General features: G+C 38.6%; 28 protein-coding genes. 7 read left to right on the forward strand and 21 right to left on the reverse strand.

Annotated elements, in window-relative coordinates; translation table 11 throughout:
* Window positions 1-87: 87 nt before the first annotated feature.
* From bshC to QNJ52_RS01180, 3 genes are all read right to left on the reverse strand, one after another.
* Window positions 88-1,677, reverse strand: coding sequence for a bacillithiol biosynthesis cysteine-adding enzyme BshC (bshC, locus tag QNJ52_RS01170; protein ID WP_283721653.1), 1,590 nt, complete (start codon window positions 1,675-1,677; stop codon window positions 88-90).
* A 144-nt stretch (window positions 1,678-1,821) separates the two neighbouring features.
* Window positions 1,822-1,995, reverse strand: coding sequence for a 50S ribosomal protein L32 (rpmF, locus tag QNJ52_RS01175; protein ID WP_041635879.1), 174 nt, complete (start codon window positions 1,993-1,995; stop codon window positions 1,822-1,824).
* Window positions 1,996-2,014: 19 nt separating this feature from the next.
* Window positions 2,015-2,530 (reverse strand): YceD family protein, encoded by a 516-nt coding sequence (locus tag QNJ52_RS01180; RefSeq protein ID WP_219494495.1) that lies wholly within the window; start codon window positions 2,528-2,530, stop codon window positions 2,015-2,017.
* Window positions 2,531-2,654: 124 nt separating this feature from the next.
* Between QNJ52_RS01180 and QNJ52_RS01185 the strand changes: the two genes are divergently transcribed.
* Window positions 2,655-3,728: a tRNA(Met) cytidine acetate ligase gene (locus QNJ52_RS01185; RefSeq protein ID WP_283721654.1), complete on the forward strand. Its 1,074-nt coding sequence runs from the start codon at window positions 2,655-2,657 to the stop codon at window positions 3,726-3,728.
* A 1-nt stretch (window position 3,729) separates the two neighbouring features.
* Here the strand turns inward: QNJ52_RS01185 and coaD are convergent, their stop codons facing one another.
* On the reverse strand, window positions 3,730-4,227 hold the full coding sequence (gene coaD / locus QNJ52_RS01190; RefSeq protein WP_219494491.1) for a pantetheine-phosphate adenylyltransferase: 498 nt from the start codon (window positions 4,225-4,227) through the stop codon (window positions 3,730-3,732).
* Window positions 4,224-4,760 (reverse strand): 16S rRNA (guanine(966)-N(2))-methyltransferase RsmD, encoded by a 537-nt coding sequence (rsmD, locus tag QNJ52_RS01195; RefSeq protein WP_283721655.1) that lies wholly within the window; start codon window positions 4,758-4,760, stop codon window positions 4,224-4,226. Before rsmD ends, coaD begins: the two co-directional genes overlap by 4 nt.
* Before the next feature lie 71 nt (window positions 4,761-4,831).
* Here rsmD and QNJ52_RS01200 point away from each other — a divergent pair, with 71 nt between their 5' ends.
* Window positions 4,832-5,218 (forward strand): DUF7147 family protein, encoded by a 387-nt coding sequence (locus QNJ52_RS01200; RefSeq protein ID WP_219494487.1) that lies wholly within the window; start codon window positions 4,832-4,834, stop codon window positions 5,216-5,218.
* Here QNJ52_RS01200 and QNJ52_RS01205 read toward each other — a convergent pair.
* Window positions 5,199-5,447 (reverse strand): DUF2129 domain-containing protein, encoded by a 249-nt coding sequence (locus QNJ52_RS01205; RefSeq protein WP_481817284.1) that lies wholly within the window; start codon window positions 5,445-5,447, stop codon window positions 5,199-5,201. The genes QNJ52_RS01200 and QNJ52_RS01205 overlap by 20 nt on opposite strands.
* Before the next feature lie 82 nt (window positions 5,448-5,529).
* Between QNJ52_RS01205 and QNJ52_RS01210 the strand changes: the two genes are divergently transcribed.
* A complete protein-coding gene (locus tag QNJ52_RS01210) occupies window positions 5,530-6,441 on the forward strand; it encodes a glycerophosphodiester phosphodiesterase family protein (RefSeq protein ID WP_283721656.1) in 912 nt (303 codons plus the stop codon).
* Window positions 6,442-6,484: 43 nt separating this feature from the next.
* On the opposite strand, the gene QNJ52_RS01215 is transcribed toward QNJ52_RS01210, so the two are convergent.
* From QNJ52_RS01215 to QNJ52_RS01225, 3 genes are read right to left on the reverse strand one after another with little or no spacing between them, the layout of a single operon-like run.
* A complete protein-coding gene (locus tag QNJ52_RS01215) occupies window positions 6,485-7,048 on the reverse strand; it encodes a class I SAM-dependent methyltransferase (RefSeq protein WP_283721657.1) in 564 nt (187 codons plus the stop codon).
* Window positions 7,049-7,056: 8 nt separating this feature from the next.
* The gene (locus QNJ52_RS01220; RefSeq protein ID WP_283721658.1) at window positions 7,057-7,479 is read right to left on the reverse strand and encodes a YlbF/YmcA family competence regulator; all 423 of its coding nucleotides are present in this window, start codon (window positions 7,477-7,479) and stop codon (window positions 7,057-7,059) included.
* An 11-nt stretch (window positions 7,480-7,490) separates the two neighbouring features.
* Entirely contained in the window at window positions 7,491-8,561 is a 1,071-nt protein-coding gene (locus QNJ52_RS01225) for a CAP-associated domain-containing protein (protein WP_219494482.1), read from the reverse strand.
* A 140-nt stretch (window positions 8,562-8,701) separates the two neighbouring features.
* On the opposite strand from QNJ52_RS01225, the gene QNJ52_RS01230 reads away from it, so the two are divergent.
* Together QNJ52_RS01230 and ytvI are read left to right on the forward strand one after the other, a co-directional pair.
* Window positions 8,702-9,061 carry a YugN family protein gene (locus tag QNJ52_RS01230; RefSeq protein ID WP_099482113.1) on the forward strand — a complete coding sequence of 120 codons (360 nt, stop codon included), beginning with the start codon at window positions 8,702-8,704 and terminating at the stop codon, window positions 9,059-9,061.
* A 70-nt stretch (window positions 9,062-9,131) separates the two neighbouring features.
* A complete protein-coding gene (gene ytvI / locus QNJ52_RS01235; RefSeq protein WP_283721659.1) occupies window positions 9,132-10,181 on the forward strand; it encodes a sporulation integral membrane protein YtvI in 1,050 nt (349 codons plus the stop codon).
* 60 nt (window positions 10,182-10,241) lie between these two features.
* Here the strand turns inward: ytvI and QNJ52_RS01240 are convergent, their stop codons facing one another.
* The 7 genes from QNJ52_RS01240 to cyoE form a co-directional block, all read right to left on the reverse strand.
* A complete protein-coding gene (locus QNJ52_RS01240) occupies window positions 10,242-10,703 on the reverse strand; it encodes a DUF420 domain-containing protein (RefSeq protein WP_219494478.1) in 462 nt (153 codons plus the stop codon).
* A gap of 9 nt (window positions 10,704-10,712) precedes the next feature.
* Window positions 10,713-11,666 (reverse strand): cytochrome c oxidase assembly factor CtaG, encoded by a 954-nt coding sequence (gene ctaG / locus QNJ52_RS01245; protein WP_219494476.1) that lies wholly within the window; start codon window positions 11,664-11,666, stop codon window positions 10,713-10,715.
* A gap of 123 nt (window positions 11,667-11,789) precedes the next feature.
* Complete coding sequence (locus QNJ52_RS01250) at window positions 11,790-12,137, reverse strand: cytochrome C oxidase subunit IV family protein (RefSeq protein ID WP_219494474.1); 348 nt, start codon at window positions 12,135-12,137, stop codon at window positions 11,790-11,792.
* Window positions 12,137-12,766: a cytochrome c oxidase subunit 3 gene (locus QNJ52_RS01255; protein WP_283721660.1), complete on the reverse strand. Its 630-nt coding sequence runs from the start codon at window positions 12,764-12,766 to the stop codon at window positions 12,137-12,139. Before QNJ52_RS01255 ends, QNJ52_RS01250 begins: the two co-directional genes overlap by 1 nt.
* Window positions 12,766-14,628: a cytochrome c oxidase subunit I gene (locus QNJ52_RS01260; protein WP_283721862.1), complete on the reverse strand. Its 1,863-nt coding sequence runs from the start codon at window positions 14,626-14,628 to the stop codon at window positions 12,766-12,768. Before QNJ52_RS01260 ends, QNJ52_RS01255 begins: the two co-directional genes overlap by 1 nt.
* Before the next feature lie 52 nt (window positions 14,629-14,680).
* Window positions 14,681-15,742 carry a cytochrome c oxidase subunit II gene (gene coxB, locus QNJ52_RS01265; protein WP_219494472.1) on the reverse strand — a complete coding sequence of 354 codons (1,062 nt, stop codon included), beginning with the start codon at window positions 15,740-15,742 and terminating at the stop codon, window positions 14,681-14,683.
* A 31-nt stretch (window positions 15,743-15,773) separates the two neighbouring features.
* The gene (cyoE, locus tag QNJ52_RS01270; RefSeq protein WP_283721661.1) at window positions 15,774-16,694 is read right to left on the reverse strand and encodes a heme o synthase; all 921 of its coding nucleotides are present in this window, start codon (window positions 16,692-16,694) and stop codon (window positions 15,774-15,776) included.
* A 249-nt stretch (window positions 16,695-16,943) separates the two neighbouring features.
* Between cyoE and QNJ52_RS01275 the strand changes: the two genes are divergently transcribed.
* Window positions 16,944-17,846 (forward strand): COX15/CtaA family protein, encoded by a 903-nt coding sequence (locus tag QNJ52_RS01275; RefSeq protein WP_283721662.1) that lies wholly within the window; start codon window positions 16,944-16,946, stop codon window positions 17,844-17,846.
* A gap of 58 nt (window positions 17,847-17,904) precedes the next feature.
* Here QNJ52_RS01275 and QNJ52_RS01280 read toward each other — a convergent pair whose 3' ends face one another.
* The 3 genes from QNJ52_RS01280 to QNJ52_RS01290 form a co-directional block, all read right to left on the reverse strand.
* The gene (locus QNJ52_RS01280) at window positions 17,905-21,327 is read right to left on the reverse strand and encodes a pyruvate carboxylase (RefSeq protein ID WP_283721663.1); all 3,423 of its coding nucleotides are present in this window, start codon (window positions 21,325-21,327) and stop codon (window positions 17,905-17,907) included.
* Window positions 21,328-21,493: 166 nt separating this feature from the next.
* A complete protein-coding gene (locus QNJ52_RS01285; protein WP_219494466.1) occupies window positions 21,494-22,693 on the reverse strand; it encodes an FtsW/RodA/SpoVE family cell cycle protein in 1,200 nt (399 codons plus the stop codon).
* Window positions 22,694-22,740: 47 nt separating this feature from the next.
* The gene (locus tag QNJ52_RS01290) at window positions 22,741-23,016 is read right to left on the reverse strand and encodes an Fpa/YlaN family protein (protein WP_133420356.1); all 276 of its coding nucleotides are present in this window, start codon (window positions 23,014-23,016) and stop codon (window positions 22,741-22,743) included.
* A gap of 120 nt (window positions 23,017-23,136) precedes the next feature.
* Between QNJ52_RS01290 and QNJ52_RS01295 the strand changes: the two genes are divergently transcribed.
* Window positions 23,137-23,613: a hypothetical protein gene (locus QNJ52_RS01295; protein ID WP_241427508.1), complete on the forward strand. Its 477-nt coding sequence runs from the start codon at window positions 23,137-23,139 to the stop codon at window positions 23,611-23,613.
* Window positions 23,614-23,640: 27 nt separating this feature from the next.
* Here QNJ52_RS01295 and QNJ52_RS01300 read toward each other — a convergent pair whose 3' ends face one another.
* Together QNJ52_RS01300 and typA are read right to left on the reverse strand one after the other, a co-directional pair.
* Window positions 23,641-23,985: a YlaH-like family protein gene (locus QNJ52_RS01300; protein WP_219494461.1), complete on the reverse strand. Its 345-nt coding sequence runs from the start codon at window positions 23,983-23,985 to the stop codon at window positions 23,641-23,643.
* 10 nt (window positions 23,986-23,995) lie between these two features.
* Entirely contained in the window at window positions 23,996-25,840 is a 1,845-nt protein-coding gene (gene typA / locus QNJ52_RS01305) for a translational GTPase TypA (protein ID WP_219494460.1), read from the reverse strand.
* Window positions 25,841-25,920 lie beyond the last annotated feature (80 nt).

Genomic DNA, 25,920 nt, shown 5'->3' on the forward strand with positions numbered 1-25,920 from the left:
CACTATTTATGCAATTTTTTTTATAATTAATTGTTTAAAACAGAAAAAGCCTGTTACATTGTTAAGATCAATGTAACAGGCTTCGTCTTATTCATTTGTTTTAATTATTAAATGTTTGAACTGATACGTTTCAAACGTATCGATAACATCAGAGAATACATCCAGGCCATAACGGTTCAATAATTGCGCGGGGTGCATGATACGCTCTTGCAGTCCCCCAGGTGTCAGCTCATTGCGCAGCTTGTTGAAATGCTTCATCTCAGTATTATGTCTGCGTTTAATCTGCTTGCGATATGTCTCTAAAAAATAGTTGAACTGCATATGATGGTGTTGAAGATTCTTTTGTGCCAGTTTTGCTAGCTCTACATCACTATCTAGCTGGTGAATCGCTTTAAAAGATGCATCCAGCTGCTGCTGCATCGCATTAATCTCTTGTTCAACTAGATAGTTTTCTTTTGACTTTAAGAAGTTTTGCTCAAAATATTCTATACCTTCTTGAAACAGTCCATCTATTGATATATCGTAACGCGCCATAATCTTTAAATGTTCCGGAGTAATATACGTAATACGCATACGCGGCACAACAACTGGCATGTTAATATTCGCAAGATTGAATACTTGTGTCAGTTCTCCCCAATACTTAATTTCTGAAGGTCCACCGATAAAAGCGAGCGTATTAAATACAAGTTCCTGCATCAGCGGCCTTGTCACGACATTATTTGAGAATATTTCTGGTGACGCGGCAATCATCTGCAAGATTTCTTCTTTAGTAAATGAGACCTCTGACTTTGGTAACACATACTTCCCCGCTTCATACTTCAGCAACTGACGGATACCATCATACTGCATGAACATATGAACATTCGTATCCGTAACAATCTGACGTTCACCTATAGTTTCAGCAAGTTTGTCCTGACCCTCACGGAAAGCACGATCGATCTCAAGATGGTGCTCAAACTGCCAAGTTAACAGTTCTCGCTCTAATTCCCTCAATTGACTATAATGGCTGTCAATAAACAGAACACCATAAGCCTTAAATAGCTCGTGTACAATCTTATGGAAGTGTTCCGTCCAGTTATCTGGAAGTTGAGAGAGCATTGCAAAAAGCGGTTTTGTATGTTCAGTTTCATCCAGCAATGAAATCAGTTTGTTTAACGCTGCATGGAAGGCTTCTGTTTCCATCTGAACGTGACTGACAGAATCCGTTACCTCTTGTTTTGGATAATACTTCACACGATGAATAATGCTTTCGTTGTCATAAATATTTGCGTGATTCACTTCATCAAAATCATGATCTTCTCCTGCAATCCAGAATACCGGTACGATATGCTTTCCAAGTCGCTTTGATTGTTCCTTCGCCATAACAACAATAGAGATAATCTTATGGATTGTATACATCGGGCTGACAAAGAGTCCTGCCTGCTGTCCACCGATAACGACTTGGTGACCTTCTCTTATTGCTGCAATGTTAGTGCGCTGAGCATGTGAGATGTCATCGCCCATATATTGTGCAATCACATCGCTCAGTTCTCGTTCTCTTCCATTAGGACGTACGTCACTTCTTGCCGCTAGTCCCGCCTCGCTTACTGCATAATGATAGAACGCACTCAATTCCGTATGTATGTATCGATCAATAAATGACCCTGATGACTCTTCTAAAAATTTATAATGTTCCACTATCTACACCTCGCATATAATCACTACTTAGTATAATGATTATCATCTTAAAAAACAATTTAACGGCTTATAAATAAGTAGCCTTAGTCAGCAATGACACAATAAAAGAGACCGGAATTTGTTTCCGGCCTCTTGCAATCACTATTATTTAGATACTACTTCTTTACCATTGTATGACCCACATGATGGACATACGCGGTGAGATAACTTCATTTCTCCGCATGATGGACATTCAACCATACCAGGCACTGATAATTTGAAGTGTGTACGACGTTTTCTTTTCGCTGTTTTAGATGTTCTTCTAAATGGAACTGCCATTGTTTTTGCCTCCTATCACTTATTGTTCAGACATACTGTCTTTTAAAGCTTGAAGTTTCGCTAACCTAGGATCAACCTTAGGTAATTCCTCTTCTAATTGACTTTCATCAATAACTTCCCAACCGTTACCTTTCGTTAATGTCAGATCAACATCATCCTTTACCACACGTGCAGGTTTGTTGAGCACGACTAACTCCTGGATAACAGGTTTAAGGTCAATCACACCATTTTCTAATGGATGTCTGTTATCTTCATAGTCAACTTCAAATTCACTATCATCAAAATACTCAATCGATTGGATATCAAACGGAACAACTACATCTTCAAGCGACCTTGCACACGTCATTACATAATGACCCGTAAGATGTAAGTCAGCGATAACTTCGTTAGACTTCGGTGTCAGCTTACCTTCAACATGTATCAGAGATAAATCGACTAAGTCCAGGCTTTTGATTAATTCATTTAAGTTGATTTCTGAATCAACTGACAAAGCATTATCACGATGCTTTCTTAATTCAGTTAATGACCATTTCATATGGTTTCACCTCTTACAAACACAAAATTTATTTTACACTTTATATATGTACTTTGTCAAGATATTTTCTTAACAGATAAATCTGTTACAATGTCATTATAAACGCTGAAAAGGAGAAATACTAGTGAAGGCAATAGCGATCATCGCAGAATATAACCCATTTCATAACGGACACCTATTTCATATCAACAAAATAAAAGCAGCATTTCCTGAGCATGTTATCATCGCGATTATGAGCGGGCAATTTACGCAGCGCGGTGAGCCTGCATTCGTCAGTAAATTTCAGCGTGCACAGATGGCCATTCATCATTGTGATCTTGTCGTTGAATTACCGCAATTCTATGCGATGAGCTATGCAGATGATTTCGCATATGGCGGCGTATCAGTAGCACACATGTTACAAGCTGATACATTATCATTCGGGAGCGAAAGCAATAATCTGCAAGCACTCACTCACGAAGCGATGCGACTTAATAATATAAAACCGACACGCAGAGATATCGGATACGCAGAACTTATGTCAAACGGCCTAAAGAGTAATGATATCCTTGCAGTACAATATATAAGACAAGGTGCACATACCGGACTATCGTTCTTTCCCGTACAAAGGGTCAGCAATGCGTATCTTGATGAATCATTGACCGGAGAAATTTCAAGCGCAACAGCAATCCGTAAAGCCTATTATAACGCAGCACGCTTCCAGCATGCGCTGCCTCAGTCTTCATTACAGTATATCGCACATCCGTTAAATAAAGACATGCTCTTTCAGCTGTTAAAATACCGCATCGTTTCGAGCGACTTAAGTACACTGCGCACAATATACACGATGTATGAAGGTCTGGAATATCGCATCAAGAAGTATATTCATGAGGCTCAAAGCTATGATCACCTTATAGAATGCTTAAGTACTAAGCGTTATACGAAAGCACGGATTCGAAGACTACTCACCTATATCCTGCTCAACGTACCGGAATCAAAGCCTCAGATTGAAGCAATCCGTGTACTTGCTATGAATGAACAAGGAAGAAATTATATTAAACAAGTGAAGACTCTCTGTCCTGTTCCAATTATAACGAATATTAACAAACAGAATGTGCATTATTTCTCGCTGGAAGTTAAAGCTACTGATGTATACAACATACTGACGGGTCAATCACAGACAGAATTCAACAACCCAGTAATCTACAGAAGACCTTAAACTAAGGTCTTCTGTTTATTTCTGCATATTTTTGTTTTAAAGCAAGTTCAACATTTGGGGGTACGATACTTGAAACGTCTCCACCGTACTTTGCAACATCTTTCGTCATACTTGATGAAATAAATGAATACTGATTATTCGTCATCATATATAATGTTTCAAGATCATCATTAAGCTTCTTATTCATACTTGTCAGCTGCATCTCATATTCAAAATCACTGACTGCACGTAGACCACGCACAATTTGTTTTGCACCTACTTTGTTGCAGTAGTCCACAAGTAGTCCTTGAAAATACTCAACTTCAACATTCGGAATATCTTTAACCGCTTCACTAATCATTTCGATACGTTCTTCAATCGTAAAGAACCCTTGTTTACTTGCATTGTTCAGCACTGATACATGAACCACATCGAAGAGCCCTGCACTGCGTTTAATGATATCAAGATGCCCTAAAGTAATCGGATCGAAACTGCCAGGTATAACTGCTATATTCTTCATTCTATCCCTCTTAATAAGATTAGTTTTGTAATGCCATAATTCTCATGTTTCAGCACTTCATAATCTAACGTATCGATTGTTTCGTGCTTTTCACATTCTATCATAATTAAGCCGCCTGGTTTAAGTAACTTGTTTGCGCGAATGAACGGCAGTGCATCATCAATAATCCCCTTATCATATGGAGGGTCTAAGAAGATGATATCGAACTGCATCTCTCGCTTAACAAGAGCCTTGAGCGCTCGTTTATAATCGTTCTTATAGACTTCAACCTGTTCATCAAGCTTTGAAACATTCTTCTTGATGACCTGGACCGCCTGGAAGCTGCCATCTACAAATACAACATGCGTTAGTCCCCTACTTATCCCTTCTATTCCAAGAGCACCGCTGCCAGCAAACAGATCAAGCCCGCTTCCTTCCAGTGACCCAATGATATTGAACATCGTCTCTTTTATTTTATCTGTCGTCGGACGACTTGTGACACCTTTTAACGCTTCTAAAGGAAAGCGCTTATATTTACCACCGATAACTCTCATAATACTCCCCCATATTCCATTCCATAAAAAATTTAGTATACTTAATTTATCACCTAAAAAGGAGTCGAACGATGAAACAGACATTTATACCTCTAGGAACAGGATTAAGCGACCTGTTTGAATTCGAACAGCTGATGAAATATAATCACGAACGCGTCCACTGTCTATTATTTCTGCATACGACACTTGAAGCTGAGCCGAAGACGTCCTGTATTCTGATTATGCATCCGGCACAGGATAAGTTTCAGGCAATGTACAGCATATTTGAATGCATCAAATATCCATATCATGGTCAAAGCAAGAAATATGATATGCTCAAGAATTGGGCCGATCAATATAATATCAAAGTGATAGAACACGAGATAAAAAGCAAGCAGCATTTTTATGAAGATGAACTCTACTATCAATATTTAACAGGTGTCTTACGTCTACAGCGTATTATTCCACCGATGTATTAGAATAATCTTTCTTCAGTAATTTGTATGAAGAACTTACGACGTTTGTAACAAACTTAAGTTTTTCAAGCTGTTCAAGCGTCCATTCTAGTTTATCGTTATTTATGTACATTGATAACCATTTTTCACTACGATTAATATGCACGATATGTCCGAATTTGCGTAGCTGTCTTTCGTGTTTCGGACTCTTTATATAAATTATGAGTTGTGTTCTCTCAACGATGGACATCATCATATTCCTCTCTTTCATTTCTTTAATAGTACCATGTGTTCTGTTAAAATTAAATTATCAAAATTATTCGGAGGTCAAACAGTTGAATAAATATATGAAACTACTTGCCATAGGTGGTGCTTTCTACACCGTTAGTACGGCGCTTATCAGCAGACGAAAAGCGCCAGCAGCCAAAAATGTTAAACCATACTTTAAAGGTCATGCACCTTATATATTTGCACACCGTGGCGGGCTGCAGTTACGTCCTGAACATACAATGCTTGCGTTTAAGCATGCTCAGACACTTGATGTAGATGGCTTTGAGATTGATATTCGCTTAACGCGTGATAATGAGGTCGTTGTGCTGCATGATGCTACGGTTGACCGCGTGAGTAATGGATCAGGACTTGTATATTATCACACGTTAGCAGAGTTACAGATGCTTGACTTTGGATACCGATTTACAGATATTAATGGTGAGCAGCCATTTCGTGCCCATCCAGATGCAAAGATTGTAACATTATCAGACCTTATCCGCATATTTCCAGATATTCGTATTAATATTGATATTAAAGATGGACCGGATACAGCTGCTGGCAAACGTATCATCGACGCATTATATGCAGTCATTGAAGATGCTCAAGCTTTCAATCAAGTATTAATCACAAGTTTCTATGATGAGCAGATCAGACGCTTCCGTAACCGATGTGATAAAGAGATCGCATATGGTGCCGGAGAAAAAGAAGTCGCACGTACTTTTCTGCTTTATAGTACCAACTATAAAAATATGGCTCATGTACAGGCAGATACGTTTCAGATTCCTACGCATTTTTATGGCATTTCATTGGCACAACCTCAGTTTATACAATTTCTGCAATCTCAAAATATCGCCCCCGGTTATTGGGTTATCAATAGTATCGATCAGATGAAACAATTGTTAAAGGCTGGTGCCCATACAATCGTCACCGATCGACCAGACATTGCGATGAGACTTAAACGAAATATTAGTCAATAATATGATAATAAGAAACATCGTGCGTACGCACGATGTTTCTTATTTATTTTCTTTTAAGCTCATAAATCAGCATATTTTTATATGCAGTTTCTTGTGTCACCGTTAATATAGTATTTTGTAACAATGGCTCAAGATTCAACTTTGGATGTAAAATACCTTTACGCTGAAACAGGATGATGCGCCCTTTTTTCTTTGTAACACGCTGCAGTTCTTGAATGAGCGCCTCATGTTCATAGAAACTGTCAAAAGGCTGATTGATAATCACTTTATGAAACTTACGTTCTTTAAAGGGAAGATGCTCATCAGAAATATCATAGTTGAAATGCGGATAAAGATGCATGGCATACTGGAGTTGACGTACGGACTGATCGAGTATATATCCTTTGATATTCACCGTTCTATCGATATCACTAACCCACTTTCCACCATGACAACCGATACATAGCACCTTATCATGATAGTTAAAATGAATATATTTAAGTACATAGGCACTCATCCACTGTGTGTAGAGTAAATCTGTACTTCGACTACGATAAAGCATTTCATCCGGCCGATTCAAAAATGCCTTCTTTCTTATCCATTTTTGAATCAACTTATCCTCTTTCATATATCCTCCTAACTACAGCCACACCCCGAACTGCAAACATGATCTACAAAAAACGGATTCCCTCTTTCAACCTTTACTTCATTTGAAATCGCATGTGCCACGATGGTAATAATCTCATCTAGTAACTGCTGCAATTGCGTTTCCTTCTGTTTAAACAGGACTACAAGTGGATGCATATCATATGCCTTCTTACGCTTTCTTGTCTCCATCATAATCTTCGTATAGTCTGGATGATACCTGCCAAATCGTTGAACTTCCTCATATTGTATTTTTATTTTCAGAAAATCACGTTTCAGCTGCTGCACCTCTTTATTTTTTGCAATTTCTATATAGCTATCACGGTATTCATGATAGGCGCTACTGTGCTTTAACATCGTATTGATGTGTTCAGCACTTTCAATACATTCAAATATTTCTTCTGTATATAACAAGACTTCACTTCCTAATCTTCTTTCAATGATAAATCCTCTAAAAATATAAGTGAGTTATAGCTCCCTGAAATGCCTCCACCCATCGCGTTGATGTTTTTATTCAATAGATTGTTACGATGTTCCACTGAATTCATCCAGCTATTGATAACACCTGGTACATCTTCAAAGTTATAGGCGATGTTTTGAGACAGATGATGATAATCGATTCCTTCGGCACTGAGTTTAGAGCCGATCTCGTCTTCTACCGATGTGACCTGCTGCTTCTCATTGCTGAGCTTAGCTACTTGAAACTGAGCAGTATGATTGATAATTTCATTCGTATCTAGAGGTTCAAGTGCATTCAGTTCACGCATTGTGTTTGTCAGTTCAAACATCGTCAGGACCTCATTACTGTTAATAGCAATTTCTTCTATTCGATGCACTTCATCCTTGAGCTTCTTCTCTATCGTCTTTCCATTATAACTCATTGCATAGGGCTGCATTTCTACTAAAGTATCCGGAGAAAGATATCTCACCGCCATTATTTTACCTGTAAACCTATCGATAAAGACCTGCATAAAGAGCCCTTCATATTCCACTAGTGCCTGCGTCTTTATATCAGCCTCAGATAACTGGAACTGATAATCTCCATCCTGCGTAGAAATAATAGGTTCTGATACGATATTGCTACCATCGAACATTTTGCCGGAAGGACTTAATATTTCATACGGTGCAACATCTGCATCCTTACCTGTCGCATAGATCATCTTGATGCGGTTGTCTTTCACTCCAACAATATAATAGGCATCCTTCAATTTATAAACAAAATTTCTGTAACTGAAGTTCGAACTATAGATACGATTCGGATAACCAAATTTATTCGTCATTACATCGATAGGTTTACCGATATACTGACCGATCCCCTCAGTTAAAGCAGGTTGCTTTACTGAATGCGTTATTTTTTTTTCAATTTGTTTATGCGAAACTTTATCCTTTGCTGGATTTTCTAATATATCAAACTTGCTCGACGGCGAATAGAACAGATAAAATAAAAATATCGAGCCAAGTAATATAAATAATAACTTTATCAATATACTTTTCAAAAATACACCTCAATTCCTGACAATCTTCCTTTATTCTATAACTATTTTAACATTATTTAAAATCAAATGAATATTCGATTGCAGAAAGTATGATTTTATCATAAAATTAAAAGTAGAATGACTTAGGGAGGAACTATAATATGGTATTCGCAAATTCAGGCATTGAATCAATCGTTGCTGATCAATCATTAATCCAGCACGTAATGAATAAGCATGGCTTTGTTCTTGGCGGGCATTGGGATTACGAACGTGTAACCTACGACTTAAAATACGAACTTGATGAAGGAATCTACTACCTACGTATTCCTGGTTACGCAGTTGAAGGGGATGTTGGAGCACGTGATGCCAAACTTCAGATGATGGACCCTTATTTAGGTAAACATTATTATCCAACAGGTATTGAATACGGAGAAGATGAATACTTCTCAGATAAGCTTGTGGACCATTGCAAACGAACAATCAATAAAGTATTTAATGATATCGTAGCAATTCAAAAATAATATTAAGTATAGCCGAGTGATGCATAATTTTCTATGTTTCATTCGGTTGTTTATTATATGAGGTGATGCAATGTTCAAACGACTAATAACAAAAAGAAATATCGCATTCTTAGCAGTTGCGGTCATCGCACTGCTCTTCTTCTACTTTATCGTTCCGATATCCATTCCGCTTATCGTCGCACTTATTCTGGCGCTTATGATAGAGCCCTTTGTAAAGTTGCTGGAGCAAAAGGTGAGGAGCCGAAAATGGAGCGTAACGATTGTTTATACTTCTATCCTGTCGTTTATCCTATTATTTATGTATTTATTCTTAACGAAGCTTATCCAGCATATTATTCAGTTTTCAAAAGACTTGCCAGACAAGATGAACAATATATTAGATGCATGGACACAATTTGAAGCACGACTTGCTAAGATGATTCCAGAAAGTGTTTCCAATGCATTATTTGATGAAACTCAGAAATTTCTATTTAATCTAAGAGATGCAATATTAAACTATTTTAACGCTGAACGTATCACTAATTTAGTTGCAAGCTTACCAGAAACTTTTATTTCTGGACTTGTGTTTTTAGTCGCCTTATTTTTATTTATGCTGGAAATACCGAATATGCATGCCTTTATCAGAAAGCATACGTACGATAAAACTTATGAAAAAGCGATGTATATATGGAAAAGAGTATCCTCATCCGTATTTGGTATGCTGCGTGCGGCTTTTATATTATCCGGAATCACCTGGTTCTTCACCTTTATCGGACTGTTATTTATCACACCAAAAAATGCACTCGTATTAAGCTTTATCATTTGCCTCGTCGATTTGCTGCCCATACTCGGTGCTACAGGTGTGACTATTCCATGGGCGCTCTATGCATATATAACTGGAGACTCATCACTCGCTGTCAAACTCGTTCTATTATCGGTCTTCCTGCTCATTCAAAGAAAAGTATTAGAACCGAAAGTGATGGGCAAAGGCGTTGGACTCAGTCCACTCCCTACGCTTATTGCGATGTTTATCGGATTAAAGCTTATGGGCTTTGTCGGTTTCTTCATCGGGCCGATTGTATTGATCATCATACTCATCATATTAGAGTCAGGTGCCTTTAATTTAAACTTTAAAGTGTAATCCTTTAAACCTTTATGCATATAAAAAACGATCAGACATAGTGTCTGATCGTTTTTTTATTTAGCCACCTATAATCGCTTTAATAACCGATGTTGTCTCTCCACCTTTATAAAATACATAAAGCAGTAGATAAACAGCTACACCTGTAATTGCTGTGAAGAACCAGATAATTGAGGCAATCGGTCCTATTCTACGGTGAATCTTTAAATTATTTTTAAGACCCGTAATAATATTGATTAATCCTAGCACCCCACCGGTCGTTGCAAGTGTAATATGAAAAATCAGAAAAATCGTATAGTACGGTTTGATACTATCAGGTCCGCCAAATGCTGTATTCCCAATAAAGATTGTTCTTGTAGCATAAATAATAAAGAATGTCAAGGCCGCTGCACCTGCTAGTAGCATCGTCTTCTTATGTCCTTCAATATCACGTCGTGCGATTTTAAACCATCCGATTGCTACCAGTATGGCACTGATAACGATAAATGTCGTACTGATTGTAGGTAAAATTGGTAAATTCATATTCTTCTCCTATCTGTATTGATTAAAATAAGCATCTTGCTGTAACTTTTCATCCAAACTTCTCTGTGTTATTTCCTCAGAACTCATTCTCTCTTCCCTTGACCATCTAAAGAAAACGTGGAACAGCATGAAGCCAAAGAATATTTCCTGTAGCACCTTCATGATTACGCCACCGGTCTGCTGATCTTCTTTTGGTGTCATATTTGTGAAATACTGCGGGCCACTAATACTCGAATTTTGAACGATATCCTGTAATGTCCCTGTAGGCACACAAAGGGTCATGGCACTCATCCATGCCGCTGGATCTGTATATGTCTTATACATGGCATGACTGGCAAAGATAATCAGCCCGCACGCCGGCGTCAAAAGTACGCCGATTGCGAAGATATAGCCAATCTTCACAAGACCTGACAGCTGCTTACGCTCAAGAGCTGTCCTGTTAAATATTGGATACCACATAAAAAATGCAGTAATAAACAAAAGAATTGTAAACAATGAGTGTAATGTCGCATTCTGCTTTAAACCATCCAGTATGGCTGGAATATGATAGATTGAGAACAGTCCATTAAACGTAATCAGCGCTATAATCGGACGCGTCAGAAAATTAAAGACACGTTCAATAATAGGCAGTTTAATACAATAATCAATTAGATATTCCGGTATCGCAAAGAATAACAGTGGCACGATAAGTAAGTAAAGGATGGCCATCTGTAACATATGGAAGCTAAAGATAATATGACTAAGTAGATCCACTGGCGCACCTTTCATTGCATACAGTAAAAACATACATATAATAAAAATAACTGCTTCTGAACGTTTCAACGGTCGATTGCCAGGAATTTCATGGCGCCATCTCCCTGTTATCAAGAAAAACACGATAGTCGTGAAAATAATGGCAACTAAAAAGAAAGGACTCCAGTTCGCTAAAAATCCGAATATCCTGATAGAACTAATACTACCCATAAAATCACTCCAAAAATTTATACTTCAATCATTTCTATTATAGCGTACAATTTGAAGAATAAAGCACAATATTTCAACTAATTTGTGGCAAAAATAAAAACCCGGATTACTCCGGGTTCACTCTTATTTTAATGGGTCACCTAACCAAGTTAAGTAAAGCGCCATAAAAACAAAACTACCTGCAATAAACAATCCAGTTAACATAAATAACTGAGCTGTTCCATGCCCTTTATGTTTCATATGCATAAAGTAATAGAATTGAAGAATAACTTGAATGAGTGCGAGTAATAAGACTGCTGGGATAACAAATTCTTTGCTTAGTCCAGCTGCAACCATTGCAAAAGAAACAAATGTTAAGAAGATCATAATTGCAAAAGTTGTTACCTGCATTCTCATTTCTTCTGTTCTTGAACGTTTCTCAAATTCATAGCGTTCTTGATTAAAATTCGTATGATTTAATTCATTTGACATTATCCTAACACCCCTAACAAGTAAACTACTGTAAAGATGAATACCCAGATTACGTCGATAAAGTGCCAATATAATGCTGCTGTATTAAATTTCGCTGCATTATATACGCTTAAACCACGCTTCATATTACGTACGATTAACAGAATAATCCAAGTTAATCCAATAATAACGTGGAATCCGTGTGTTCCTACTAAGAAGTAGAAAGCTGAACCAAAAGCACTTGAACGGAATGTATGACCTTTATGAACATATTCAACAAACTCATAAATTTCTAGACCTAAGAATCCTAAGCCGAGAAGTACTGTGATAATTAACCATGTAATCATCTTTTTGAAATCATAGTTCTTCATGTGATACAGTGCATACACACTTGTAAGAGACGAAGTTAAAAGTAACATCGTCATTACAAATGCAAGTGGTAAATGAAACAAATCTTTCGCTAAAAGATGATCTTCACTAGGAACATGGTCCTTAAGTGCTAAATAAGTTGCAAACAATGATGCAAATAGTGCTGTTTCTCCACCCAGGAAAATCCAGAATCCTAATAATTTGTTCTTACCTTCTAATGAAGCTGTCTCAGGATGACTTGGCCATCTCTCGACTGTCATCTGTTCTTCATGATGTGCCATTATTTAACACCTCTTTCGTACTCGATAAGCTCTTCTTTAGTAATATGATAACCGTGATCATCAACTACAGAACGTGCGATCATTGCTCCTGCTGTAATCGCTAAACCTAAAACTAATACAAATGGAGCCCATGGTTGAACCGGTAAATCTTTAACTGCATCAAGTGCCCATTTTTGTCCATCTGCTAAGTATAAAGCACCAAATGCTGCAACGAATAATCCTAATGACTGAACGAATGGTAAGATTGAGTTATTTGGCATATGAACATCACCTAATGACTCAGCTGGTAAGATTTCACCATTACCTTGTTTCTTCTCAAGATCAAATGCATCTAATCCACGCACAAGTGGTGTTTGTGCAAAGTTATAAAATGGTACTGGGATTGGTAATGACCATTCTAACGTACGGCCATCGCCCCAAGCGTCACGTCCTACTTTAGGACCTTTCACTGTAGTTAAGATAATATTTATCAATAAAATAATGACTGCTACGGCCATCGTTAAAGCACCGATAGTAGAGATTAAGTTAAATGTGTCATAACCTTGACCAGGTAAGTAAGTGAATACACGACGTGGCATACCCATTAATCCTAAGAAATGTTGTAGGAAGAATGTTAGATGGAAACCGATAAAGAATAGTGCGAAGGAAACTTTACCTAATTTCTCACTTAACATCTTACCGAACATTAATGGCCAGTAGAAATGCAAGCCTGCAAGTAACGCGAATACTACCCCACCAACGATTACGTAGTGGAAATGCGCTACGATAAAGTATGAATCATGGTACTGATAGTCAGCTGGTGCTGATGCCTGCATTACACCAGTAACACCACCCATTACGAATGTAGGGATGAACGCTAATGCATATAACATCGGCGTCGTAAATTCGATACTACCACCCCAGATAGTAAGCAACCAGTTGAAGATCTTCACACCAGTTGGTACGGCGATTGCCATTGTCGCTACTGCGAAAATCGCGTTCGCTGTTGGACCTAGACCTACAGTGAACATGTGGTGTGCCCAAACCATGAAGCCTAAGAAACCGATTAATACTGTTGCAAATACCATTGCAGAATAACCGAACAAACGTTTTCTAGAGAATGTTGCAAATATTTCAGAGAAAATACCGAATGCTGGTAATACTAAAATGTATACTTCAGGGTGACCGAAAATCCAGAATAAGTGTTCCCAGATAATTGTGTTACCCCCTTGTGATACTACAAAGAATCCTGTTCCAAACATTCTATCGAAAATAAGCAAGAATAATCCGATAGTCAGTGGAGGGAATGCGAATACGATTAAAGCTGAAGCAACTAATGTTGTCCAAGTCATTAATGGCATACGCATAAATGTCATACCAGGAGCACGCATATTAATAATGGTAACAAGGAAGTTAATCCCTGCAATTAAAGTACCAGCACCTGAAATTTGTAAACCTAATGCATAGAAGTCAATCCCATGCCCTTCTGATGCAAGTGACAATGAAGCATATGAAGTCCACCCTGCATCTGGTGCGCCACCTAAAATCCAAGATAAGTTTAAGAATACACCTCCGAAGAAGAATAACCAGAACCCTAATGCATTTAGGAATGGGAATGCAACGTCACGTGCACCAATTTGTAACGGTACTGTTGCGTTCATATATGCAAACAGTAATGGCATTGCTGCCAAGAAAATCATTGTAGTACCGTGCATCGTAATCATTTCATTGAATAATCCCGCAGAGACGAAATCATTTTCAGGAACTGCAAGCTGAATACGAATGATCATCGCTTCGATACCACCCATGGCGAAGAACAATCCACCCATGATTAAATAAAGAATTGCAATTTTTTTATGGTCTACTGTCGTTAAGTACTCCATTAGTAAACCACGCTTTTTTTGTGTAGCCAAATGTGTAACCTCCCTTTATTTACTACTTTTCAACTTTACGTTCCATTAAGTATTTAGCTAGCGCATCAATTTCACTATCTGAAACTTTGTAAGCACCTGTCATTTTGTTACCAGGTTTTACTGATTCAGGATCTTTGATCCATTTTTTAAGGTTTTCTTCATTATGATCCATAACACCAGCAACGCGGTTACGGTCACCAAATGTTGTTAAGTTTGGACCTTTAGCACCTTTACCAGTTGGTGTTACAGCATGACAACCTTGACAAGACTGCTTGAATACTTTTTCGCCCTCTTTAGCATCTGTTGTTGCTACAGGGTTTTTGATAGCTTTCATATCAGATACCCAAGTTTTGAACTGGTCTTTATCCATTGTCTTAACTTTGAAGTCCATCAATGCGTGAGACGGTCCGCATAATTCCGCACATTTTCCGTAGAACATGTTTTTCGCGTCTTGCGCTTTCTTATCATCAAACACTAAGTAGAATTTATTGATGTTTTCAACGTTTGTATCCATCTTACCACCCACTGCCGGAATCCAGAATGAGTGTTTTACGTCAGCTGAATGCAGACGGAAGTAAACTTTTGTATCTGTAGGAACAACAAGTTCCTGACTTGTTACGATACCTTCGTTAGGGTACTCAAATTCCCACCAGTACAGATTTGCAGTTACATCAACAATCATTTCTTTATTCTTACCTTTAGCATCAACCTTATCCATTGCTTTCGTATCTGCTAGTTTAAATGTTAACATAACAGTTGGTATCGCTAAGATGATAAGTAAGATGATTGGAATCGTTGTCCAGATCACTTCTAACTTATGGTTCCCATGAACATCTTTCGGTACAAAGTCTTCACCGACTTTGCCGCGACGGAATTTAAATACAGCTAAAATAAAGATAACTACAACTACAATAATAACGAAAACCATAATACCTACCGCAAGCATCATTAAATTAAATTGATCCTTTGCAACTTCCCCTGCAGGACGTAAAGCAGACAGTTCATTTTTACCACAACCCGCTAAGGTCATTAACAATAATGAAAATAAACCGATCAGCTTTACATTTTTTAAATTGTTCTTCATTAAATTCTAACCCCTCTTTCACCATTCATAATCAAATCGTTTGAATTAATGTAACTACTACTATCATAACAAAAAATATCATCAAATAGTTTAAAGAATAAACAAACATTGTCATTGCCCATTTATTTTCTTTAACATTTGATTTAAATCCAGAAATCGCTAATAACAGCCATCCTAGATTTAGTACCGAAGCAAGTACGATAAATACCGTGCCGAGTTCCTGCATAAAAAATGGTGTCGGTAACAAAAGCAGCACCCAAAACAACATGGAAAGCCTTGTACGTTTAAACCCTTTAACTGAAGGTAGCATCGGTATGCTAGCAAGTGCATATTCTTCACTACGTTTAATCGCAAGCGCATAGAAATGTGCAGGCTGCCATATAAACATAATGATGAAAAGCATCCACGCTGTGCTGCTAAGAGATGGTTCAATCGCTGCATAGCCAACAAGCGGCGGAATCGCACCTGGAAAACTTCCTATTACTGTGTTGGACACAAGATGTCGTTTAGACCAGACTGAATATAAGACAACATAGCCAAAGATGCCAAGAAATCCGATGATTCCTGTCTCGATGTTAATCATGAACAAAAGTATTTCTCCGACGACCATAAGCACAAGACTGAGCTGTAGAATCGAAGCTGTAGAAACTTTACCGGTTACAGATGGTCGATTTTGCTTACTTGGCATAATACTGTCAATATCCTGGTCATAAAAGTTATTCAGTGCACAACTTCCTGCCATAATTAGTGTAGTGCCGAAAAGCATCGTTAAAAGTTCAGGTATACTACTTAAAAATGAACGACCGCTTAACATAATTGCAATAAACGCACCTGCAAACGCCGGTATTAAATTGCCTTGTACGAGTCCAAGCTTCACAATCGCTTTTACATCTTTAAAAGTCAGACGCCGTTCAACTGGTTTAACACCTTTTAAAATGTGTTCATTCTGCATTTTCACCCTCCTTTTACAATACTAACGCATATAATAACAATAATATATGAAAACTGTCACATTTTCTATACATTTTCGAAATTAAATTGTGACATTTTTCTTTTTTACAAGTAATTTCAATTGTTCACGAATGTGACACATTTACTTATCCCTATGATTGATATACTATAACTTAAGTATATACTATTTAGAAATGAGATAAAATGACATTATTTATAGATGTTAAGAATATAGATAGAGGTGTTTTTGTTGTTAAAAGAAAAGAATTTAAAATGGTTATCATTGTTTACGACCGTGCTCATGCTATTTGTTCAGATTGGTGGTGCACTCGTAACAAAGACAGGATCTGCAGATGGCTGTGGTAGTAGCTGGCCACTTTGTCACGGAAAGTTTGTTCCGACTCATATTCCGAAAGAGACATTGATTGAACTTGCACACCGTGGCGTCTCAGGTCTCGCATTATTATCTGTGACATGGCTTGTAATACTCAGCATAAAATATATTGGACATAAGAAAGAAACAAAGTTCCTTTGCTATATGAGCATCGGATTTATCTTTGCACAGGCTTTGATCGGTGCGGCGGCAGTGATGTGGCAGCAGAATGGTTTTGTACTTGCGCTTCACTTCGGAATATCACTGATTAGCTTCAGTGCTGTATTTCTACTTACACTGCTTATCTTTGAAGTCGACCAGAAATTTGATGCAACTACACTCACATTACAGCCGAAGCTTAGACGTCATACGATCGGGCTCACAAGCTTTATCTATTTTGTTATCTATAGTGGTGCGCTCGTACGCCATGAGAAAGCAAGCCTCGCCTGCTCCAGCTGGCCGCTCTGTCGTAAGGGTGCGTTTACACTGCCTCAGAATTTCTATGAATGGGTGCAGATGAGCCATAGAACGCTTGCTTTCATTCTATTTATATGGCTGACTTATGTTGCCTTTCATGCTATGCAGAACTACGCGCAGTACCGTGTTATTAAATACGGTTATATGATTGCTTTCATATTAATCTGTTTACAAGTAACAACTGGTGCATTAACGATATTTACAGCAGTTAATCTCTACATCGCGCTACTCCACGCCTTGTTTATAACATTGCTATTTGGACTGTTATGTTACTTTATCCTACTTATTAGCAGAGCAAAATAAATGATTTCACATAAAAACAAGCGTCGGCAATGTAATCATTGCCGACGCTTATTTTATTTTATTCAAACTCGACTAACAAATCGCCTGTCTGGATAGCTGTTCCAGTTGCTACATGGATGTGTTTCACCACTGCATCTACAGGTGCCTGTACACTTGTCTCCATCTTCATCGCTTCAGTAATCATCAATGTTTGACCCGCACGAACGTGCGCTCCTGCTGACACTTTAATTTCTCCAACCGTACCTGGCATCTGCGCTCCAATATGCTTGTTATTCTTAGCATCTGCTTTAAGTAATGTATTGACACTTACTTCAGCCGCATTATCTTTCACACGTACTTGTCTTGGCATCCCGTTAAGTTCAAAATATAACGTACGATATCCATCTTCATGCACATGTCCAATGCTCAGTAGTTTCACAATCAGCGTTTTGCCGGCATCGATATCTATTTCTACAGTTTCATTTTTGCGCATACCATAGAAGAATGTCGGGGTGTCGAGCAATGAAATATTGCCATATCGCGCTTCTGTCTCTTTATATACTTCAAATACTTTCGGATATAGTGCATAACTGAGGACATCTTCCTCAGCGACATCTTGAAAACGTTCTGTAAGCGTCTGCTGCAGTTCATTGAAATCTACATGTGCTAATGCTTCCCCAGGTCGTACAGTAAGCGGTTCTTTTCCCTTTAATACGACGTTTTGCAATCTTTCAGGAAAGCCATTTGACGGTTGTCCAATCTCTCCTTTAAAGAAGGATACGACGGAATCCGGGAAGTCAAGGCTTTCTCCGCGTTCTATAACTGTCTGTTCATCAAGGTTGTTCTGCACCATGTATAATGCCATGTCCCCGACGACTTTGGAAGATGGTGTAACTTTAACAATATCACCGAACATCATATTCACTCTTTTATACATATCTTTAACCGCTTCAAACTGATCGCCAAGACCTAAGCTTTTCGCCTGCTGTTCAATGTTCGAGTATTGTCCTCCTGGCATTTCATGCTGGTATATTTCAGTGTTTGGTGACTGTATATCACTTTCGAAGTTATGATAGAACTTGCGCACCACTGACCAGTAATGTGAAAGTGCTTCAAGTCCTTCTATATCTGCACGTACCTGTCTGTCTTTTCCTTCTAAACTGTAATAGAGACTGTTCAACGAAGGCTGACTTGTCAGTCCACTCATACTGGAAATCGCTGTATCAATAATATCAACACCCGCATCGATTGCTCTATTGTACGTCATAATACCATTACCACTCGTATCGTGTGTATGCAGATGAATTGGTAATGATACTTCTGCTTTTAATGCCTGAATTAATATATAAGCTACTTCAGGTTTCAACAGGCCAGCCATATCTTTTATCGCTAGGATATGGAATCCTTCTCGTTCCATCGCTTTAGCCATCTTTAAATAATAGTCTAGCGTATAGACATCTGAACGCTTTGGATTTAATATATCGCCGGTATAACAGATGGTCCCTTCAGAAATTTTACCTGCATTCAGTACCGCTTCATTGGCTACTTTCATCTGATCGAGCCAGTTAAGCGAATCAAATATTCTAAAGACATCGATACCATTATCACTTGCCGCTCGGATGAACTGCTGCACAACGTTATCTGGATAGTTCTTATAACCGACAGCATTCGATGCTCTTAAGAGCATTTGAAATAGTATGTTTGGTACAGCCGTTCGTAACTTTCTGAGCCTCTCCCACGGATCTTCTTTCAGAAAGTTATATGCTACATCAAATGTTGCACCACCCCACATTTCTAATGAGAAGCTATCAATTAGGTGATGATTAGTCTGTGATGCGATCGCAAGCATATCTTTAGTACGCACACGCGTCGCCAGCAATGACTGATGCGCATCTCGAAATGTTGTATCAGTAATCAGTACTTCTTGTTGCGCTTTGATCCAGTCGCTGACATAAGATGGCCCATGCTCATCCAGCAGCTGCTTCGTTCCTGATAAACCAGTGGCTTTAAAGGTCTTGGTAAGCGGAAGTTCAAAGTCAGGTTTCTCGGTCTTTTTAATACCCGGAAAACCATTCACAGTAATATCAGCGATATATGCTAACGTCTTCGTTCCTCTATCTTTAGGGGCTTCTATGTCAAATAATTCAGGATAAAGTTCCAGGAAACGCGTATTGTAATTACCTGCAGTAAACATAGGGTGCTGAACTACATTCAGAAGGAACTGTAAGTTTGTCTTAATACCGCGGATCCTCATTTCTTTTAATGAACGTACCATCTTTTCTTCAGCCTGCTTGAAGGTAAGTGCATGCGTAGACAATTTAACGAGTAGTGAATCATAGTAAGGAGAGATTTCAGCGCCCTGGAAGCCATCACCTGCGTCAAGACGCACACCAAACCCGCCACTTGAGCGATACGCTGTGATACGTCCTGTGTCCGGTAAAAAGTTATTAGCAGGATCTTCTGTCGTAATTCGACATTGAATCGCATAGCCGTGTGTCACAATCTCGTGCTGCTGTGGAATAGCGATGCGTTCATCACTTAACTTTGTCCCATCAGCTATCAGTAGTTGTGCTTTAACGATATCTATACCTGTGACCATCTCTGTAATCGTATGTTCTACTTGAACACGCGGGTTTACTTCTATAAAATAAAAATTCTCTCCCTGAACTAAAAATTCTACCGTTCCGGCGTTGACATATGAAATCTGCTGCATCAGATCAACCGCAGCATTGCAGATGTTCATTCTTACGGTATCACTTAATCCGACTGATGGCGCAACTTCAACTACTTTCTGGTGTCGACGTTGTACTGAACAATCTCGTTCAAAGAGATGAACAATATTGCCGAACTTATCTCCAATGATCTGAACTTCAATATGCTTCGGCGCATCTATGTACTGTTCAATATAAATTTCGCTGCTTCCAAAGGATTTCATTGCCTCTGATTGTGCGCGTGAAATGGCTTCTTCCAGTTCTTCAGCATTGCGCACGATACGCATGCCCTTTCCACCGCCACCAGACAGTGCTTTTATCATAACCGGATACTTATCATGTGCAAACTGCACCGCTTCATCTAAACCTTTAATTGCATCCTTTGTTCCGGGTATCACCGGAAGTCCAGCCTGGATTGCTGTATTACGTGCTTTTATCTTGTCACCAAACATATCGAGATGACGGACTTCCGGACCGATGAAGATGATATTCTCTTGTGCACAGCGCACTGCAAACTGCTGATTTTCACTTAAGAAACCATACCCCGGATGAATTGCATTTGCACCACATGATTTTGCAGTCTCTATAATCGCTTCAATGTCAAGATAGCAATCAGACGGACTTGCGCCTTCAATGATATAAGCCTCATCTGCCTTATATCGGTGAAGTGCACCTTTGTCTTCTTTAGAATAGATTGCAACAGTCGGAATATGTAGTTCTGTAGCAGCCCTAAAAATACGTATTGCAATTTCACCACGGTTAGCGACAAGTAATTTCTTAATCGTTTTCATATACAGCCTCCACTCAGTTCATTTCATTTCTTATACATTATATTATAATTGTTAAGAACATTCTGCTTTTAGCCATAATTGACACGAACTCGTCATATTGTTACCGTTTTCACATGGTGGTAGAAAAAAAGAGAAAGGCATTAATCATCCAGTCTCTAATTTATTTCTATACTTTTCTTCGTTCATTATCTCGCTTAATATCCTTCGATGTCATAAGCAGTAATCCGATTGCAATAGATAAACTCATCAAACTCGATCCACCATAACTTAAAAATGGTAACGGCACTCCAGTTAAAGGAATTAATCCGGAGATCCCACCGAGATTAATAAATGTCTGGATTCCGATATAGCTGGATACGCCGACACAGATCAGCTTATGAAACATTGTACGCGCGCTTGCTGCATAGACAAACCCTTTAAAAACAATATAAAAGAGCAGACTGATGATGACAATCACACCGAGCAGCCCCAGTTCTTCAGCAATCACGGCAAAGATGAAATCGGTATGCGGCTCAGGCAGATACCCAAGCTTCATCACCCCGTTACCTAATCCTTTACCGAAGAATCCCCCATTACCGATAGCAAGCAGTGAGTTGGATAGGTGATATCCTGCCCCACTTTCATCTTTGAAGGGATTTGCAAGTACTTCAAAACGCTGTTTCTGATGGGCACCGAGAAAGTTTGTAAGGCCCGTGCCTAGAGAAAATAATGTAACGGTCGCTAGACTCACAGCGACTAATGCCCCCATCTTAAGTACCGTCTTAATAGCAATACCTGAATATAAGAAGATACTGCCAACAATCATCAGGATCAGTGCTGTGGAGCCGAAATCATTCTGCATCAGTACTAAACCAGAACAAAGTCCTACGAGAATTAATGGTGCGATGATATCCGTACTCAGTTTATCAAGATTACGTTTCTTGTTATAGATATATGCCAGGTAGATGATCACCACAATCTTCAGCAGCTCAGAAGTCTGTAGCTGCATAAATCCTAAGTTCAGCCAGCTCTTCGCACCATTGACCTCACGTCCGAAAATTCGGGTGAGAATAAGCAGCGCCATGACACCAAAGATTGCAAACTGCTGTAATCTCTTGTTGTACAACAGATTAATCGACATAAAATAAGTCATTACAAAAACGATACCGAAGCTAAGGATAATTGCAAACAACTGTCTAACATAGAAATAGTTTGCATTGACAGGTATACCACCGGTCAATGTCCCACGTGTCGCCGCAACCATACTCGCACTGTAGATCATCACAAGCCCTGTAAGCGTAAGTACAACATATGTAATCAGCAACGGAAAATCCACATATTTAGTATTGTGCTTAACATAATCAAAAAATTCTTTCAAGTAATTCATCAAATCCGCTCATTTCTAAAAAATAGTCTAAAGCATGCGCTTTAGACTTAAATATTGGTAAACGCATCATGGAGCTTAGATAATTCTTTCTCAAGCGTCACAAGTAATGCTTTCCCTTCATCGGCGTCCACAAGTCCTATCTTCACTGCAAAATCAACTTCACGGCTTAACCCGAACATCTGTGTATCTAAAACTTCCTCATAAAGTGGACATTGAGGCATCGTTAAGTTATCCATCTGGACTTTAATCAGCTGCAGAATCTTGTCTGCATCTTGATTAAGCTGGTCATATGCCTTTTGTTTGTAATCATTATTCCCCTGCATAGCATACTCCCTCATTTCATATTCTATACTTTAAAATTCTATAGCACGAGCCTTTAAAAATCAAGCATTTACTAATCGACCAATGTATATCATAATATGATTGAAAGGGTGATTGTGATGATAATTCAAATTAAGGGAAAAGTAAATTTTAATATTACACTGGATCCTTCAACTTTTATCTTTGATGATCGTAAAGTTGAGATGGATACAATCAAGAAAACGATTAAACTTGATGATGATACCATTTCATTTCAGGATAATTATGAATGGAATCGAGAGATATTAGAAGGCGGTTCAAAGCCTCCGACACTTGTTTCAGAAAAGAAATACAAGAAGCAGCAACTGCTTGAAGGGACATTCTTAATGAACCTCGAACCATTTATTAGGAATGCCGAGCCTCATCAGGATGCTACACGTATAAGGCTGACTAACGAAACTGAAAGTGCTGAGATTCAATTAGATGCGTTACCGAATTTTTATGTTCAGTTTTCTAAAGATGGTAAACGTCTATATGATGACGGGATGGTCGATGCCTATTTACTGGAAGATACACTAAATTTGAAACTTGCCCATGTAACGGGAATTGAAATTATATAGACATAAAAACAGAGATCAGGCTGCTGCCTAATCTCTGTTTTCTATTTTCTGATTACGTTCTTTATGCAGTCGATAGCGATATAATCCTAAAACGATGGCTGCGATGATCAGGCTTTCCCCTACCGGTAGAAATACCGCAAGGAAGTTAAGTATGATGCATCCTAAAAATAGCATGATATAGATCACTACATTCTGCCATAGCTTTAACTTACGTGCAAAGCCTAGATTATAGACGATTGCACTTAGTATAAAGATTGCGATAAGTAAATACCACATGCCAGCTTCTGGATTTTTATCTACTGCAAACAGTTTTGCGAGAAATGACATTCTTTGTTCAGGATCCGTGCTTACGTTCCCTATAAGAAAGTTCATTTAATCACTCCTATTCTTCTTCCTGTAATGCAGCTTTAGCTTTCTTCTGTTCTCTTTCACGTTGCGATTTATCTAATGTTTTCTTTCTTAGACGAATAGATTCTGGTGTAACTTCCACTAACTCATCATCGTTTAAGTATTCTAACGCTTCTTCAAGTGTTAAGATTCTCGGTTTCTTCATCGTTGTTGTCTGTTCTTTTGTCGCAGAACGAATGTTGTTTGCTGCTTTCACTTTCGTAATGTTAACCGTTAAGTCATTATCACGTGAGTTTTCACCAACGATCATGCCTTCATATACTTCAGTTCCTGGTTCCATGAAGTTTACACCACGGTCTTCCAGCGCTAAGATGGCATACGTACTTGCTACCCCTTTATCGATAGACACAAGAACACCGTTACGACGGCCACCGATACGTCCTTTAAGTAATGGACGATATTCATCAAAGGTATGGTTTAAAATACCGTAACCACGTGTCATCGACATAAATTCCGTACGGTATCCGATTAGTCCACGTGCAGGCACGTTAAAGATAAGACGTGTATGGCCATTACCACCATTAACCATATCCACCATTTCACCTTTACGTACTCCAAGAGATTCTATAACAGAACCTGTATGTTCTTCCGGTACATCAATTTGTACACGCTCATACGGCTCATATTTCTTACCGTCGATTTCTTTTACGATAACTTCAGGCTTTGATACTTGAAGTTCGAAACCTTCACGACGCATATTCTCGATTAAGATGGATAAATGCAGTTCCCCACGACCAGATACAGTCCAGCTATCCGGACCTACAGATTCAACGCGTAATGATACGTCTGTTTCAAGCTGTGATTCAAGACGGTCTTGAATATTACGTGCTGTAACGAATTTCCCTTCCTTACCTGCAAATGGTGAGTTATTTACAGAGAATGTCATCTGTAAAGTCGGCTCATCGATGCGTAGAACAGGTAACGCTTCAGGATTGTCAACTGGCGCCACAGTTTCTCCTACGTTAATATCTTCCATACCAGAGACTGCGATTAAGTCTCCTGCATATGCTTTTTCGATTTCAACACGTTTTAATCCGAAGAAACCGAAGATCTTCGTCACACGGAAATTCTTGATTGTACCATCTAATTTAATCAATGATACTTGTTGACCCACTTCCATCGTTCCACGGAATACGCGACCGATACCAATACGACCAACATAGTCATTGTAATCAAGTAATGCAACCTGGAACTGCAGATCCTCATCACGGTTATCAATCGGTGCAGGGACGTAATCGATAATTGTTTCGTATAAGCTCTGCATGTTCTCATCTTGTGTCGCTGCATCTAAACTTGCAGTTCCATTGATTGCTGAAGCATACACTACAGGGAAATCGAGCTGCTCATCATTTGCTTCTAATTCAATAAATAAATCATATACTTCGTCTAAAACTTCTTCAGGTCTTGCTGAAGGTTTATCTATTTTATTTACTACAACAACTGGCTTTAAGTTTTGTTCTAACGCTTTCTTTAATACGAAACGCGTCTGTGGCATTGTTCCTTCGTATGCATCAACAACAAGAATAACACCATCTACCATTTTCATGATACGTTCCACTTCTCCACCGAAATCGGCGTGTCCTGGTGTGTCCAGAATGTTGATACGCGTTCCTTTATAGTCTATCGCTGTATTCTTTGCTAAAATCGTGATACCACGTTCTCTTTCGATATCATTTGAATCCATTGCACGTTCATCAACCTGCTCGTTCTCACGGAATGTTCCCGATTGCTTTAATAATTCATCTACTAAAGTCGTTTTCCCATGGTCGACGTGGGCTATAATTGCAATATTACGTACATCTTCTCTTAATTTAGTCATGTGGTCTTTCCCTTCTTAATCAACTTACAGTTTTTATGTAACTGTGATATTATATCATATAATACGATATTAATATATCA

It is taken from the genome of Macrococcus sp. S115, assembly GCF_030067655.1.
In the GTDB taxonomy this organism is placed as follows: domain Bacteria; phylum Bacillota; class Bacilli; order Staphylococcales; family Staphylococcaceae; genus Macrococcoides; species Macrococcoides psychrotolerans.

Coding starts and splice junctions, on each gene's coding strand:
- rpmF (WP_041635879.1), bottom strand. CDS start 1,995: ATGGCAGTTCCATTTAGAAGAACATCTAAAACAGCGAAAAGAAAACGT.
- QNJ52_RS01180 (WP_219494495.1), bottom strand. CDS start 2,530: ATGAAATGGTCATTAACTGAATTAAGAAAGCATCGTGATAATGCTTTG.
- coaD (WP_219494491.1), bottom strand. CDS start 4,227: ATGAAGAATATAGCAGTTATACCTGGCAGTTTCGATCCGATTACTTTA.
- rsmD (WP_283721655.1), bottom strand. CDS start 4,760: ATGAGAGTTATCGGTGGTAAATATAAGCGCTTTCCTTTAGAAGCGTTA.
- QNJ52_RS01200 (WP_219494487.1), top strand. CDS start 4,832: ATGAAACAGACATTTATACCTCTAGGAACAGGATTAAGCGACCTGTTT.
- QNJ52_RS01205 (WP_481817284.1), bottom strand. CDS start 5,447: ATGATGTCCATCGTTGAGAGAACACAACTCATAATTTATATAAAGAGT.
- QNJ52_RS01215 (WP_283721657.1), bottom strand. CDS start 7,048: ATGAAAGAGGATAAGTTGATTCAAAAATGGATAAGAAAGAAGGCATTT.
- QNJ52_RS01230 (WP_099482113.1), top strand. CDS start 8,702: ATGGTATTCGCAAATTCAGGCATTGAATCAATCGTTGCTGATCAATCA.
- ytvI (WP_283721659.1), top strand. CDS start 9,132: ATGTTCAAACGACTAATAACAAAAAGAAATATCGCATTCTTAGCAGTT.
- QNJ52_RS01240 (WP_219494478.1), bottom strand. CDS start 10,703: ATGAATTTACCAATTTTACCTACAATCAGTACGACATTTATCGTTATC.
- ctaG (WP_219494476.1), bottom strand. CDS start 11,666: ATGGGTAGTATTAGTTCTATCAGGATATTCGGATTTTTAGCGAACTGG.
- QNJ52_RS01250 (WP_219494474.1), bottom strand. CDS start 12,137: ATGTCAAATGAATTAAATCATACGAATTTTAATCAAGAACGCTATGAA.
- QNJ52_RS01255 (WP_283721660.1), bottom strand. CDS start 12,766: ATGGCACATCATGAAGAACAGATGACAGTCGAGAGATGGCCAAGTCAT.
- QNJ52_RS01260 (WP_283721862.1), bottom strand. CDS start 14,628: ATGGAGTACTTAACGACAGTAGACCATAAAAAAATTGCAATTCTTTAT.
- coxB (WP_219494472.1), bottom strand. CDS start 15,742: ATGAAGAACAATTTAAAAAATGTAAAGCTGATCGGTTTATTTTCATTA.
- cyoE (WP_283721661.1), bottom strand. CDS start 16,694: ATGCAGAATGAACACATTTTAAAAGGTGTTAAACCAGTTGAACGGCGT.
- QNJ52_RS01280 (WP_283721663.1), bottom strand. CDS start 21,327: ATGAAAACGATTAAGAAATTACTTGTCGCTAACCGTGGTGAAATTGCA.
- QNJ52_RS01285 (WP_219494466.1), bottom strand. CDS start 22,693: ATGAATTACTTGAAAGAATTTTTTGATTATGTTAAGCACAATACTAAA.
- QNJ52_RS01290 (WP_133420356.1), bottom strand. CDS start 23,016: ATGCAGGGGAATAATGATTACAAACAAAAGGCATATGACCAGCTTAAT.
- QNJ52_RS01300 (WP_219494461.1), bottom strand. CDS start 23,985: ATGAACTTTCTTATAGGGAACGTAAGCACGGATCCTGAACAAAGAATG.
- typA (WP_219494460.1), bottom strand. CDS start 25,840: ATGACTAAATTAAGAGAAGATGTACGTAATATTGCAATTATAGCCCAC.